The 14,603-nt window shown below is 57.7% G+C and carries 12 protein-coding genes; 10 read left to right on the forward strand and 2 right to left on the reverse strand.

What is annotated here, in order from left to right:
* The coding region (locus KQI10_RS02965; RefSeq protein ID WP_216565920.1) for a hypothetical protein at window positions 1-1,242 on the reverse strand (1,242 nt) is incomplete at its 3' end.
* 340 nt (window positions 1,243-1,582) lie between these two features.
* Window positions 1,583-1,807 (reverse strand): hypothetical protein, encoded by a 225-nt coding sequence (locus tag KQI10_RS02970; protein WP_216565921.1) that lies wholly within the window; start codon window positions 1,805-1,807, stop codon window positions 1,583-1,585.
* 202 nt (window positions 1,808-2,009) lie between these two features.
* On the opposite strand from KQI10_RS02970, the gene KQI10_RS02975 reads away from it, so the two are divergent.
* The 10 genes from KQI10_RS02975 (at window position 2,010) to rnc (ending at window position 14,239) form a co-directional block, all read left to right on the forward strand.
* A complete protein-coding gene (locus KQI10_RS02975) occupies window positions 2,010-3,704 on the forward strand; it encodes a glycoside hydrolase family 2 protein (protein WP_216565922.1) in 1,695 nt (564 codons plus the stop codon).
* A gap of 83 nt (window positions 3,705-3,787) precedes the next feature.
* Window positions 3,788-4,663: a hypothetical protein gene (locus KQI10_RS02980; protein ID WP_216565923.1), complete on the forward strand. Its 876-nt coding sequence runs from the start codon at window positions 3,788-3,790 to the stop codon at window positions 4,661-4,663.
* A 176-nt stretch (window positions 4,664-4,839) separates the two neighbouring features.
* Window positions 4,840-6,219, forward strand: coding sequence for a TrkH family potassium uptake protein (locus KQI10_RS02985; RefSeq protein WP_216565924.1), 1,380 nt, complete (start codon window positions 4,840-4,842; stop codon window positions 6,217-6,219).
* A 12-nt stretch (window positions 6,220-6,231) separates the two neighbouring features.
* Entirely contained in the window at window positions 6,232-6,879 is a 648-nt protein-coding gene (locus KQI10_RS02990) for a TrkA family potassium uptake protein (RefSeq protein WP_216565925.1), read from the forward strand.
* Window positions 6,879-7,628: an RNA methyltransferase gene (locus tag KQI10_RS02995; protein WP_216565926.1), complete on the forward strand. Its 750-nt coding sequence runs from the start codon at window positions 6,879-6,881 to the stop codon at window positions 7,626-7,628. The genes KQI10_RS02990 and KQI10_RS02995 overlap by 1 nt, the downstream gene beginning before the upstream one ends.
* Window positions 7,629-7,646: 18 nt before the next feature.
* Window positions 7,647-8,849, forward strand: coding sequence for a DNA-processing protein DprA (dprA, locus tag KQI10_RS03000; RefSeq protein WP_216565927.1), 1,203 nt, complete (start codon window positions 7,647-7,649; stop codon window positions 8,847-8,849).
* Between the two features lie 30 nt (window positions 8,850-8,879).
* A complete protein-coding gene (gene topA / locus KQI10_RS03005; RefSeq protein WP_216565928.1) occupies window positions 8,880-11,198 on the forward strand; it encodes a type I DNA topoisomerase in 2,319 nt (772 codons plus the stop codon).
* The gene (gene trmFO, locus KQI10_RS03010; RefSeq protein WP_216565929.1) at window positions 11,198-12,499 is read left to right on the forward strand and encodes a methylenetetrahydrofolate--tRNA-(uracil(54)-C(5))-methyltransferase (FADH(2)-oxidizing) TrmFO; all 1,302 of its coding nucleotides are present in this window, start codon (window positions 11,198-11,200) and stop codon (window positions 12,497-12,499) included. Before topA ends, trmFO begins: the two co-directional genes overlap by 1 nt.
* 20 nt (window positions 12,500-12,519) lie before the next feature.
* Complete coding sequence (gene plsX, locus KQI10_RS03015; RefSeq protein WP_216565930.1) at window positions 12,520-13,557, forward strand: phosphate acyltransferase PlsX; 1,038 nt, start codon at window positions 12,520-12,522, stop codon at window positions 13,555-13,557.
* On the forward strand, window positions 13,550-14,239 hold the full coding sequence (rnc, locus tag KQI10_RS03020; protein WP_216565931.1) for a ribonuclease III: 690 nt from the start codon (window positions 13,550-13,552) through the stop codon (window positions 14,237-14,239). The genes plsX and rnc overlap by 8 nt, the downstream gene beginning before the upstream one ends.
* Window positions 14,240-14,603 lie beyond the last annotated feature (364 nt).

Genomic DNA, 14,603 nt, shown 5'->3' on the forward strand with positions numbered 1-14,603 from the left:
TAGTGCGTACTCCAGAGAATCCGCCCCGGAAATGGTCACGGGGAAGCGCACCTCGTCAATGTCCCAGGAAAGGGCGGGAATATCGGCGTCGGTCAGGACAGCCTTTTGAATTTCCCGGGAGATCTGATTGGATTGGTGCCAATAGCTGCTGCATACGCATAGCATCTGATATTGCATCGTATCCCAGAGCGCTGCGGCAGACCCTTTCGTTCGGACGGGCCAGCTGTTTTCAATCATGCCGGGACATTGCGGGTCCCGGATCGACTTCGCCATGCTCTTTTGGATGCGCGGCCGGTACTGTTCCCATTGAAATTCCTCGGTCAAAAACTGGCGCAGGAAGCTGTAGGCAAGCTCCGGATCTTGGCAGCCGCCTCCGATAGCGCCCCAATAGGTTATCGCCGCCGTGACTGTTCCATCCGCGCCGCGCAGTGGGTACATGCGCAGCGAGGGCTCCCTTTTGAAGACGGCCCGCGCGGCCTTTTCAACGCCGAGGCTTTCCAAAGTCTCCGCAAGGCTGCAGCTGAACAATGGAATATTCTCCGTTGTCCAGTGAATGCCATCTCCTATGTATGTGCGGATGGAATTGATGCTGGAGATATCTTTATAATAAATCCTTGTTGAAGTGAAAAAATCAGGTGGAGCATCTTCCGTGAGCAATGCGAGCGCCCGTTCTTTTGTGGAGGAAAGAATTTCTTCCTCGGCAGGGACTGCCGCCGCAAACCATTGCTGGTAGACACGCATATAGTAGGCTATATCTTCAGAGCTTATTAGCAGTTGTTCTGTGGAATAGTCAAACATCCGAGGCAAGAGCGCAGTACTTTTTGGCAGCTGAATACCGCAGGAAACCTTCGACCAATCCCTTTGACGCAACAGCTGCTCCACCAATGCCGCCGCGTCGGCGCACGGCAATTCCTCATTCTGAGTATAAAAATCTGTTTGAGCGGAATCCGCAAGGAGAACAGGCAGATCGAACAGCAGCGGCAGAACAAAGCGCTTGCCGTCCAGAACACCGGCTTCCATGATCTGCGTATGCAGGGAATCCTTGCCAATCGACTGGTCGGCTTGATACAGCGCCTGAATGTCTCGGAAGATTCCGTTTCGCATGGCCTGTGAAACATCGCTGAATAACGGCTCCACTTCGATTTGCCGGAATTGCCTGATGGTCGTCTCTGAAACAAGGTAATCCACCGTCAACTGATTCCCGGTGGGCAGCAGATACACATCCGGGCCGTTGCCGGACATGATCTTGGTGCGAAGCTGCTTCAGGGTGATTTCCCGCTCCTGCGGGTCCGTGGGGAGAATGTCCAGCCGCACGGACAGGCCCGGATACTCCTTTTCCATGCGCTCAGCGATCATTTCCGCTTGCAGGTTCATGCCGTCAGAACAGGAGATTTCTGTAACGACCCATAATGTCTCCGTTTCTTGGCCTGAGAGACCTGTTTGACCACAGGCGCTACACATAACCAATATAACAGCACCCAGAAGCAGTGTCAAAATATAGGAGCTTTTATTCATCCGGCATCTCCCATCCTTTTTAGAAAGCAGCGGAGGCTGCTTTTATAAGCCTCCGCTGCGTGCTTATTTAATTTGAAAAGTAGGACAATCTGCCACACACGGTACAGCGCGCGATAGTCATTCGTGCTCCCGTGCTAGGATCAATATGCATTCCTGCATAGACCGTTGATCCACCACAATAATTGCATGGGCCAATAGCGTATCGTGGTGCGGCCATGGCAGGCAGGACGAGAACGGACATCAGCAGAATCAGGGCAAGAGCCAGGGTGAACAGCTTTTTACAGGTTTTCATACACATGCCTCCTATGTTTTTACTGGAGTATAGACTTTCGACGAGACGTGATACCAACCTTGTCTATGTGCATGGTAGCACAGTTTTGTTGCTTTGTCAAGAAAAAGTTTGCGCACGAAGGACGAATGTCTTTGAGCGCGGCGATTTGGGACTTGCCCAAACTGTCTCCGCGTGTTACACTGGGAAAAAAGGAGGGAAGCATATGGCGAAATTCGCGGAGCTTTGGACGGAGGCGGGAAAGAATCTGACAGGGATTCCCTGGGATGTGTACCCCAGACCCTCGCTGCGGCGGGATTCCTTTTACAATCTGAACGGCAGCTGGGCGCTGGCCGTGGGGGAGAAGGGGACGTTTGACCGGGAGATCCGGGTGCCCTTCCCGCCGGAATCTCTGCTGTCCGGCGTCCATCAGGTGTTCCCGGACGGCACGGTGCTGCGTTACCGCAGACGCTTCTCCCTGCCGGAGAGCTTTCGGACAGGCCGGGTGCTGCTGCACTTCGGCGCGGTGGACCAGAAAGCCCGGGTATACCTGAACGATACCCTTCTGGGGACGCACACAGGGGGCTACGAGGGCTTCTCCTTTGACATCACGGCGCGGCTGCGGGAAGAAAACACGCTGCTGGTGGAGACCACGGACAGCCTGAAGGACAAGAGCCTGCCCTACGGCAAGCAGCGCCGGGACCGGGGCGGCATGTGGTACACGCCGGTGTCCGGCATCTGGCAGACGGTCTGGCTGGAACGGGTGCCGGAGGACTATATCCGGGAAGTCCGCTTTTCCACGGAGAACCAGCGGGTGACTCTGGAATTGATAGGTCCCCCCGGGGGGACACTGCGGGTGAAAACGCCGGAGGGGGCGCTTTTGGCTGAGATCCGGGATTCCAGAGCCGTTCTGGACGTTCCTGCCCCTCGCCATTGGTCCCCGGAGGATCCTTATCTCTATGAGGCGGAGATCACCGCCGGAGAGGATAAGGTCGGAAGCTATTTCGCCTTTCGTACTCTGGAAACGAAGGTGATCGGCGGCATCCCCAGACTGTGCCTGAACGGAACGCCGTACTTTTTCCACGGCGTTCTGGATCAGGGCTATTGGAGCGACGGCCTGTTCACTCCGGCGGAGCCCGCCTGCTTTGACCGGGATATTCTGGCCATGAAGGAGCTGGGCTTCAATATGCTGCGCAAGCATATTAAGGTAGAGCCGGAGCTGTTTTACTACGCCTGCGACCGCTTGGGCATGGTGGTATTTCAGGATATGGTGAATAACGGAGCCTACCATTTCCTGCGGGACACGGCCCTTCCGACCCTTGGCATCGGCAAGCACCGGAGTGACAGGCACCTCCACCGGGACCCGGAGACCCGCCGGCGGTTTCGGGAGGGCATGGAAAGTACGGTTCTGGCTTTGGAAAAGCACCCCAGCGTGTGTTACTGGACGATCTTTAATGAAGGCTGGGGGCAGTTTGACAGCCGGAACCGGTATGAAGAGCTGAAGGAGCTGGATCGTTCCCGGTTTGTGGATACCGCTTCCGGATGGTTTTCCTGCGGGGACAGCGATGTGGAAAGCCTCCATGTGTATTTTCGTCCGGTGCGGCTGCCCGGAAGTGAGAAGCCACTGGTTCTCTCCGAGTTCGGCGGCTATTCCTGGAAGCTTCAGGGACATGCGTTTAATCTGGAAAAGACGTATGGCTACCGCTATTTTGAGGACGGCGCTTCCTTCATGGATGCGCTGGAGACGCTGTATCGCACTGAGATCATTCCGGCAAAGGACCGGGGCCTCTGCGCCGCCGTTTATACCCAGCTTTCCGATGTGGAGGACGAAACCAACGGTCTGGTCAGCTACGACCGGGCCGTCTGCAAGGCGGACAAGACCCGCATGCGGGCAATCGGGCAGGAACTGACGCATTTCTGAGCCGCCGGATGTTTTATATTGACATTTTTCCGGATATATGCCATACTGAAGCCGTACAACAATAGAAAGAGAGAATATGCCACATGAAAAAAGTTATAGCGTTTATTCTGGCCCTGACGATGGCCCTTGCTCTGACAGGGTGCAAAAGCAGCGACTACAAGTCTGCTGTAAAGGCAATGGAGGACGGCGACTATGCCGCCGCTGCCAGGCAGCTGGAAACACTGGACGATTACCGGGACAGCAGACAGCTTTTGAAGCAGTGCCGCTACGCACTGGCCGTAGAGAGCTTTAACGCGGGCGATTATGAGAGCGCACTGGAGATTTTCAAAGATCTGGGTGACTATATCGACGCGGCCAATTATGTCGTTCGGGCCCAGGACGGCCTGCTTCGGCGGCACATAGCGGGCGGTTGGCACAGCGATGTGCTGGATGTGACGGATTTGTTTCTGGCCGGGGCAGAATCCCAGATGGAGGGTATCACCGAGGGACTCAAGGAACATGATCTGAGCCTGAAGATCACTTTGAACTGTACATTCGCGGAGGACGGCACCTGCTCTGTCGCGGGAACCATTGACGATCTGGATGGCTTTCTGGAAAAGCTGAACGCCTTTTTCCGTGATCTGATGGAAAAGACTCTGGAAAGCGAGTTCGCGGCGGAGGGCCTGACCATGGACGAGGTTTACGCGGCGCTGGAAGTTACAAGCATGGATGAGCTGTTTCAGGCCGTGGCGGGAATGACGCTCCAGGAATTCCTGGATTCCATTCAGATTCGGGAGCTCATTGAGATGGCTCTGGAAGAGCTGAAATATGAGGGTACCTTCACCATTGAGGACGGCACGATTCTTTGCAACGGCGACAGACTCCAGTACAATGCGGAGACGGATACGCTGGAGCTGCTGGCCAATGAGGAAGGAAAAGAGCTGCTGGGCGTGGACAGCCTGTCCATGAGCAGAAACTGAAAGATCGATCGCTTTCGGCGGCTCAGCTGATCATTTGGCATCTGCCCTGAAAGACCGGAAGCGCGCAAAGGCTTCCGGTCTTTCTGCGGTTATTGGAAATTCCCCTTGCAAAAGGGAAAAAGGCTGGTATAATAGGAAAGTAAAATGCATTTCTGTGGGCAAAAGGAGAAAAAAGTATGCGATTACGAAATCGATTCCTGCTTTGGATCAGAAAACGGCAGGGCAGGCCTCTGAGCCCCATGAAAACCATTGCCGCGGCCTTCGCGGTCATCATCCTGCTGGGCACCTTTTTGCTGACGCTTCCGGCGGCTTCCCGCGATGGGCAGCGCTGCCCGTTCCTTCCGGCGCTCTTTACGGCTACGTCGGCTACCTGCGTCACGGGGCTGACCCCCTTCGATACCTATACCCAGTGGAGCGGCTTCGGTCAGGGGGTGCTGCTGACGCTGATTGAGGTTGGCGGTCTGGGCTTTATGTCCATGGCGACCCTGTTCATTTTCCTGCTGCGCAGGCGCATCGGCTTGAAGCAGCGTATGCTCATGGCCCAGGCCCTGAGCCTGAACGACATGGAGGGCGTGGTGCGTTTGCAGCGCACGGTGCTTTATGGCAGCCTGAGCGTTGAGGGTATCGGCGCCGCCATTCTGACGGCGCATTTCTGGCCCCGGTTTGGCTTTTCCAGGGCTTTATGGCTGGGCACTTTCCATTCTGTCTCCGCTTTCTGCAACGCTGGCTTTGATATTTTTGGCTTTCTGGAGCCGGGGGCCAGCCTGTTGACCTTTCAAAATGACCCTGTGGTGCTGCTGACGCTGGGAGCGCTGGTCATCATCGGCGGCCTGGGCTTTCTTGTCTGGGAAGAGCTGGCAGAGCGGAAACCCTTCCGGCGTATGTCGGTCTACACAAAGCTGGTGCTCTGTACCACGGCGGCCCTGCTGCTTTCCTGCTGGGGCATTACCTGCCTGCTGGAATGGAACAATCCTGAAACCCTGGGCAATATGAGCGTTGGAAGCAAGCTCCTGAACGGCTTTTTCCAGTCCGTGACGCTGCGGACGGCGGGCTTCGCGGTCATTGATCAGGCGGCGCTTACCGAGGGTGGAAAAGCGGTGGCGATGCTCTTTATGCTGGTGGGCGGTTCTTCCGGTTCTACAGCCGGCGGCCTGAAGACCGTAACCTTTGTAGTGCTGCTGCTGTTTCTGCGGGCAAGACTCCGGGGCAAGAGCACGGTCTGCGCTTTTAAGCGCACCATCCCGGACAGTCAGGCGCTGGATGCCATGACCATTGCCATGACCATGATCCTGCTGGCGTTTTTCGGGGCGGTTTTCATCTGCGCCACGTCTCCCGTGGGTTTTACCAACGCCCTGTATGAGACGATATCCGCTCTGGCAACCGTAGGCCTGACGGCGGGGACAACGACCCGGCTGAGCATTCCGGCCCAGTGCCTGATTATTCTTTATATGTATTTTGGACGTGTGGGTGTGCTGACCATCAGCCTTGGCTTCCTGTCGGGAGACCGGGCCACAGAGCGGTTCCGCTATGCCCAGACAAACCTTTTGATCGGATAAGGAGAAAAGCTTATGAGATCCTATATCGTTATCGGTCTGGGCCGCTTCGGCTCGTCTCTGTCCCGGCAGCTGTGCAAGCTGGGGGCAGAGGTGCTGGCTCTGGATGTGCGGGCGGACTTTGTGCAGCAGATTTCTGCCGATGTGACCCATGCCGTGGTGGGAGACGCCCAGGATAAGGAAGTGCTGAAGGCTCTGGGCGTCCGGAATCTGGACTGCGCCGTTATTGCCATCGGCGACAATCTGGGGGCCTCCGTGCTCATTGCTATGAACCTGAAGGAACTGGGGGTCCCCTATGTGGTCTGCAAAGCCCACGATGAGACCCATCGGAAAGTTCTGGAAAAGCTCGGGGTAGACCGGGTGCTGATCCCGGAGCAGGAATCTGCCCAGCGGTTGGCAAGGTCTCTCAACAGCCACAATGTGCTGGACTATATCGAGCTTTCCGAGGATTTCGGCATTTTGGACGTGCCAGCCCCCAAGAGCTGGCAGGGCAAGACCATTCGGGAGCTGAACGTCCGGGCGAAGCTGGGCGTAAATATCATTGCCGTGGAAAACGACGGCAAGACCAACGTGTCTCCGGCGGCGGACTATGTGATTCAGCCGGGGGATACCATGGTGGTGCTGGGCGATAATATCGCTCTGGAAAAGGTGCAGAAGCTGTAATGGAAGAACGGATTACATCCCGGAAGAACCCATTGGTGCAGCAGGTGCGAAAGCTGCTCGCTTCCCGGAAGGCCCGGGAGGAGACGGGGCTGTTTGTCTCTGACGGAACCAAGCTGCTGAAAGAGGCGGCAGCCTACTGGAAAGGCCTGCGTACCGTATTCCTGTCTGACGGTGTGGAAGCGGATGTGCCGGAGGGAGTCCGGGTCATTCGGGTGAGCCGGGAGGTCATGGAGGCCATTTCTCCCATGGAGACCCCCCAGGGGGCGGTCTTCCTGTGCAGCCTGCCGGAGAAAACGCCCTTTGTGCCGGAAAAGGGCATGCTTTTGCTGGACGGCATCCAGGATCCCGGCAATGTGGGAACCATCCTGCGCACGGCCGACGCCTGGAATGTTCCTGTGGCGCTGCTGGAGGGCTGCGCCGATCCCTTCAGCCACAAGGTGGTCCGGGCCAGCATGGGGGCGGTGTTCCGCCGCCCGGTGGTGGTGACCACCTGGCAGCAGGCATTCGACGCCTGCACCCGGGCGGGGATTCCCGTCGGCGTCACCGCTCTGCGGGATACGGCGAAGGATATCCGCACCGCGGATGTTGGCGCCATGGCTGTCGTCATCGGCAGCGAGGGGCAGGGCGTCCGGCAGGAGATCCTGGACAAGGCGGCGAACGCTCTGATTATCCCTATGAATCCGCATTGCGAGTCCCTGAACGCCGCCGTGGCGGCCACCGCCGTCATGTGGCAGATGGGAAAATTTTAACGGAAAGAAGGAAACACAATGCTGCTCTACTGGCTGTGGCTGGCCCAATGCAATGAAGTGAAGGACGGCGTCAAGGCTGCGCTGGTGCGGCGGTTTGAGGATCCGGAGCGGCTGTTTTTTGCCGAAAAGCAGGAGATACTGGACGCGGAGATCGAGGGGCTCACCGGGGAACACCTGGACGTCCTTTTGCGGCACGACCTGTCCGCCGCGGAAGAGACACTATCCGACTGCGCCAAAGCCGGTTTGCAGGTCTTGACCTACGACAGCCCCCTGTATCCCAGGCGATTGAAAGCAATTTATGATCCGCCCATTGTGCTCTATTACAGAGGAACCCTTCCCGACTTTAACAAGCTGCCCACGATAGGCGTGGTGGGTACACGCCACCCGTCTGTCTATGGGCGGCAGGCGGCGAAGCGTCTCGGCGGAGAGATCGCGGCGGCGGGAGGGCTGGTGGTTTCCGGTCTGGCAGAAGGCATCGACGGCGCAGCTATGGAGGCGGCTCTTTCCGCGGGTTTTCCCGCGGTGGGCGTGCTGGGCTGCGGCGCGGATGTGGTCTACCCGCGGAAGCACAAGGCCCTTTTTCAGGAGACGGAGCGTTTGGGCTGCATTCTTTCGGAGTACGCTCCGGGGTCGCCGCCTCTGGGCTGGCATTTTCCCCGGCGGAACAGGATCATCAGCGGCCTGAGCTGCGGAGTGGTGGTTGTGGAAGCGCCGGAACGCAGCGGTTCTCTCCTGACGGCAAAGCACGCTCTGGAGCAGGGACGGGATGTTTTCGTAGTCCCCGGCAATGTGGATATGGAGAGCTTTCGGGGCAGCAACCGGCTGCTGCGCAGCGGAGCCATTGCCGTCAGTTCCGGCCGGGACGTGATGGAGGAGTACGACCTTCTTTACCCGGAAAAGCTCCTTCCAAAGAAGGGACTGGACAAGCCGAAAAAGGCGGAAAAGCAGGAGCCAAAACCGGAAGCACCGGAAATCTTAAAGAAAAAAACCATTGACAACGGGAATCCCCCGCCGTATAGTGGTCAAAATGATATCTTACAGGGACTCTCAGCCGATGAGCAGACGGTCATGACCGCCATTGGCACAGGGATCGAAAGCGTGGACGATGTGATCGCCAAAACGGGCCTGCCCTCCGGCAAGGTCCTGGGGATCCTGACCATGCTGGAGATCCGGAAGAAGATCGTCCGGCATCCGGGCAAACGGGTGTCCCGGCGGCAGTGAGCCGCAAAAATTTTGAAAAGGAAGAATTTCATGGGCAAATCCAACCATCTGGTGATCGTTGAGTCGCCTTCCAAAGCAAAAACCATCGGCAAGTATCTGGGACCTGACTATGTGGTCAAGGCCAGCATGGGCCACTTGCGGGACCTGCCGAAGAGCAGAATGGGTGTGGACCTGGAACACGGGTTTACGCCGGAATACATCCCCGTCCGGGGCAAGGAGGCTCTCATTAAAGAGCTGAAGGCCGCCGCGGCACAGGCCGACACCGTGTATCTGGCAACGGACCCTGACCGCGAGGGAGAGGCTATTTCCTGGCATCTGAAGGAGCTGCTGAAGCTCCCTGAGGAGAAGACCCACCGGGTCACCTTCCACGAAATCACCCAGAAGGTGGTCAAGGACTCCATCCAGCACCCCCGGGACATTGACTATGACCTGGTGGACGCCCAGCAGGCCAGACGTATTCTGGATCGGATCGTGGGCTATGAGCTGTCGCCGCTGCTGTGGAAGAAGATCCGCCGGGGCCTGTCAGCCGGACGTGTTCAGAGTGTCGCTACCCGCATGGTGGTGGACAGGGAAGAGGAGATCCGCGCTTTTCAGCCCGAGGAGTATTGGTCCCTGGACGTGACGCTGAACCGTATGCAGAAGCCCGGCTCCTTTGTTGCCCATTACTATGGGGAAGAGAAGAAGCGGGAACTGCAGAATGAGGCAGAAACGCAGGCCATTATTGATGACATTACGGGCAAGCCCTTTACCGTCACCAATGTGAAAAAGGCAGAAAAAAAGCGCTCCGCCGCGCCTCCTTTTACCACCTCCACTCTGCAGCAGGAGGCTTCCCGGAAGCTGAATATGACCCCGAAGAAGACCATGATGATCGCCCAGCAGCTCTACGAAGGCGTTGACGTAGAGGGCGAAGGCACTTTGGGTCTCATTACCTATATGCGTACCGACTCTCAGCGCCTCAGCGACGAGGCCATGGCCGCCGCCGCCGATTTTATCGCGAACCGGTACGGAAAGCAGTATTACTACGGCAAGTTCCACGTGTATAAGACCAAGGCAGAGGCCCAGGACGCCCACGAGGCCATCCGGCCCACCCATGTGGAATTGGATCCCGAGCGGGTCCGGGGCAGCCTGACGCCGGACCAGTACCGGCTGTATAAGCTGATCTGGAGCCGTTTCCTGGCCAGCCAGATGGCAAACGCCCTGTATGACACCGTGTCCATCGATACGGTCTGCGCCGGGCATACTTTCCGCTCTACCCATCAGAGCCTGCGTTTCCCCGGCTTTATTGCCGTCTATGAGGAAGGGCGGGACGATGACGGCGAGGCTCTGGGGTCTCCGCTGCCGGATCTCAGCGAGGGTGAGCAGGCTCAGGCCATGGACGTGGATAAGCAGCAGCATTTCACCCAGCCGCCCGCAAGATTCACCGAGGCCACACTGGTCAAGGCCATGGAGGAGCAGGGCGTTGGCCGCCCCTCCACCTATGCCGCCACCATTTCCACCATTGAGGACCGGGACTATGTGGTCAAGCAGGACAAGCGCCTGGCCCCCACGGCCCTGGGCGAGGTGGTCACGGGGCTGATGAAGGAACGGTTCCAGGATATTGTGGACGTTGGCTTTACCGCCAACATGGAGACGCGTCTGGACGAGGTAGAAACCGGAAAACAGAACTGGAAGGCCCTGCTGGCTGATTTCTATCAGGATTTTGAGAAGGAACTGAAAGACGCGGAGGTTGCCCTGGAGGGCGTCCGCCTGAAGGTGCCCGAAGAGGAAACAGACGAGGTCTGTGAGCTCTGCGGCCGGAAAATGGTCATCAAAATGGGCCGCTTCGGCAAATTCCTGGCCTGCCCCGGATTCCCGGAGTGTAAAAATGCCAAGCCTCTGGTGGAACGAATGCCCGGGCGCTGCCCCAAGTGCGGCAGCGGCATGCTCAAGCGCAAGTCCAAAAAGGGCTATGCCTTTTACGCCTGCGAGCGGGGGCAGGAATGCGGCTTCATGACATGGGATGTGCCTACCGCTGAGGATTGCCCCGAGTGCGGACAGACCCTCTTCAAAAAGTCCGGCAAGGGCCGCATGAAGCCCTTCTGCGTCAACGAGAAGTGCCCCCGCTTTCTGCCGGAGGACCAGAGAGGCTACTACAAAAAGAAAACCACGGAATCCGCCGAAAATGGCGGGCAAAGCGCGGAAGCGCCCGCCGGAGAAGCGGCGGCGAAAAAGGCGACCGTGAAAAAGACTGCGGCAAAGAAACCGGCAGCCAAAAAGACGGCGGCGAAAACCACCGCGGCGAAGAAAGCAGCTGCGAAAAAGTCAACTGCCGGGAAGTCTACCACGAAACCCAAAGAGGAGAACACCTGATGGAAGTGAAAGTAATCGGCGCCGGTCTGGCGGGCTGTGAGGCCGCCTGGCAGCTGGCGAAACGGGGCATTTCCGTAAAACTCTATGAAATGAAGCCGAAGAAAATGAGCCCCGCCCACCACAGCGAGGACTTTGCGGAACTGGTATGCTCCAACTCCCTGCGAGGGGATCGGCTGGAAAACGCGGTAGGTCTGCTGAAGGAAGAGCTGCGGCGCTGCGGCAGCCTGATCATGCAGTGCGCAGAGGCCACCCGGGTGGAGGCCGGCGGCTGTCTGGCTGTGGACCGGAAGGGCTTTTCCCAGCTGGTCACGGAGAGAATCCGCACAAGCCCTCTGATTACGGTAGTGTCCGAAGAGGTGACGGAGGTTCCGGAAGGGCCGGTTATCATCGCCACGGGACCTTTGACCTCCGATGCGCTGTCCAAGGCCATTGGGACATACTTCGGCGCGGATTACCTGCATTTCTTTGACGCTGCCGCGCCTTTGGTGACGGCGGAGTCTGTGGATATGGACCTTGCCTGGTGGCAGTCCCGCTATGACCGGGGGACCCCGGACTATGTGAACTGCGCCATGGACAGGCAGCAATACGAGGCGTTTGTCAGGGAACTGATTTCTGCCGAGGAGGCGGAGGTTCACGGCTTTGAGGATAAGCGGGTCTTCGAGGGTTGCATGCCCGTAGAGGTCATGGCCCGCAGAGGCCTGGATACCCTGCGTTTTGGCCCCATGAAGCCCGTGGGACTGACGGACCCCAAAACCGGGGCCGAGCCCTACGCGGTGCTCCAGCTGCGGCAGGACAACGCCGCCAAGAGCGTTTACAATCTTGTGGGCTTCCAGACCCATCTGAAATTTGGGGAACAGAAGCGGGTGTTTTCCATGATCCCCGCTCTGCGGAACGCGGAATTCGTCCGCTACGGAGTCATGCATCAGAATACCTTCCTGCAGAGCCCCAAGCTGCTGGATCCATTCTATGCTGACCGGCGCAACCCGCTGGTTGCCTTTGCCGGGCAGATGACCGGCGTGGAAGGGTATGTGGAATCCACGGCTTCCGGCTTCCTGGCAGCTGTTGCCATGGCGGCCAAGGTACAGGGTAAGGAGCCGACGGCATTCCCCAAGACCACGGCCATAGGCGCGCTGGTCCTGTACGTCAGCGACGGCTCTATTGAGAATTTTCAGCCTATGAATATCAATTTCAGCATTATCTCGCCTCTGGAATACCGGGTGCGGAAAAAAGCGGAGAAAAATCTGGCAATTTCCCAGAGAGCGTTGGAACAAATCGATGCGCTGCTGGCGCAGGGCATCTGATAGGAAAGAGAGGGAAATACATGAAGATCATTCTGGATGCCATGGGCGGCGATCTGGCCCCCGAGGCAGCGGTTTTGGGAGCTATTGACGCGGCCCGAGACTTCGGCGCGGAGATCACTCTGGTTGGCCGCAGCGAGGAAATCCTGGAGGTTATGCGCAAAAACGGAATCAACGATTTGCCCGCCGGTATGGAGATTGCCGGAGCGGATGACGTTGTGGATATGCATGACGACCCCGGTACGGTGATTCACAAGCGGAAGAATTCCTCTATGGTCATCGGCCTGCGGCTGCTGGCGGACGGACAGGGAGACGCCTTTGTGTCTGCCGGCTCCACGGGCGCGCTGCTTACCGGCGCGACTCTGATCGTCAAGCGGGTGAAGGGGATTCGCCGGGCGGCCATGGCTCCTGCCATGCCCAACAAGAAGGGCGGAAATACGGTGATCTGCGACTGCGGCGCCAATGCGGAGTGCACGCCGGAGTTCCTGCTGCAATTCGGGCTGGTTGGTTCTGCCTATGCCAAAAAGAAGCTGGGCATCGAGAACCCCAGAGTGGGTCTGCTGAATATCGGCACCGAGGATTCCAAGGGCACCCAACTCCAGCGGGACGCCTATGCTCTGCTGACCGACGCGGCGAACAGGGGCCTGCTGAATTTCGTGGGCAATGTAGAAGCCCGGGACGTGCCTCTGGGCGAGGTAGATGTAGTGGTTTGCGACGGTTTCACCGGCAATGTATTGCTGAAATCCATTGAAGGCACCGCTATGTTTATGGGCAGCCTGATGAAAAAGGTCTTCAAGAAGAACGTTTTCTCAAAGCTCGGCTATCTGCTGTGCAGCTCCGGCGTGAAGCAGATGATGAAGCTGATGGACTACCACGAGATTGGCGGCACGCAGCTGCTGGGCATCAAGAAGCCGGTCATCAAGGCCCACGGCGCCTCTGACCGTCTGGCTTTCCGCAATGCGGTGAAGCAGGCCATGGATGCGGCTCAGAATGATATTACGCAGGACCTGGAACAGGCTTTGGCCCTGCTGGCGAAATCGAGGGAGCAAACCAATGATTAAGGATCTGGAAGAAGAAATCGGCTACCGGTTTCACAATATTTCACTGTTGCAGAACGCTTTGACCCATTCCTCTTATGCCAACGAACGCTGGCACAACAGCCTGCTCAGCAATGAGCGGCTGGAATTCCTGGGGGACAGCATTCTGGGCATGCTGGTGGCGGAGTACTTATACCGGAATTTCCCGGACCGCCCGGAAGGCGAGCTGACCCGCATGCGGGCGGATATGGTCTGCGAAAAAACCCTGGCCGGGGTAGCGGAGCAGATCCACCTGGGCCAACATCTGCTTTTGGGCCACGGCGAGGAGCAGGGCGGCGGCCGGACCCGGGAGTCTATTCTGGCGGACGCTGTAGAGTCCGTTATTGCCGCGTCTTTCCTGGACGGCGGCATGGAGGCGGCGCGGCAGTTCATCCGGACCTTTATCCTGGTGCAGGTGCCTGTGAAGCAGCTGCACAATGTGGACTATAAGACCCAGCTTCAGGAGTTGGTGCAGCAGAAGAAGAACCAGGTGCTTGCCTACGTTCTTCTGGAAGAGACCGGCCCGGATCACGACAAGCATTTTGCCGTGGCCGTGACCCTCAACGGCGCCGAAGTGGGCCGGGGTGACGGACGCAGCAAAAAGCGCGCCGAGCAGGAAGCTGCAAGGCTCGCCATCGACAAACTCTTCCCGGGGACGAATGCCTGAATCATACGCAAAGTCCGACTCCCACGTGATATGCTCCCTCTGGAGTAGACGCACGAAACAGTAAAAGTTTCGGGACTACAGCAGAGGGAGCATTATTATGTCAAAACGAAGCAAAGAGGAAACCTTGAGGTGACCCCAAAAGCCAGACAAATATTCTTAACAGAAATCGTTCGGGCTGCTGATTTGTTCGTCCTGGTCGGCAGATACCCAGGCATAAAAGGTCACCCGGAGGGGCAGGTCGTAAACCGTCCTTGAAATCAAGCCCTTGCCCAAAAGCGGCTGCAATAAAGGGGCTGTCTCACTAGGCACTTTAATGGGTCAAAATAGCAAAAAATGAAATGTCATTGCGAGCCAGTGACCGAGT

This window comes from Pseudoflavonifractor sp. MSJ-30 (assembly GCF_018918045.1).
In the GTDB taxonomy this organism is placed as follows: Bacteria; Bacillota; Clostridia; order Oscillospirales; family Oscillospiraceae; genus Faecousia.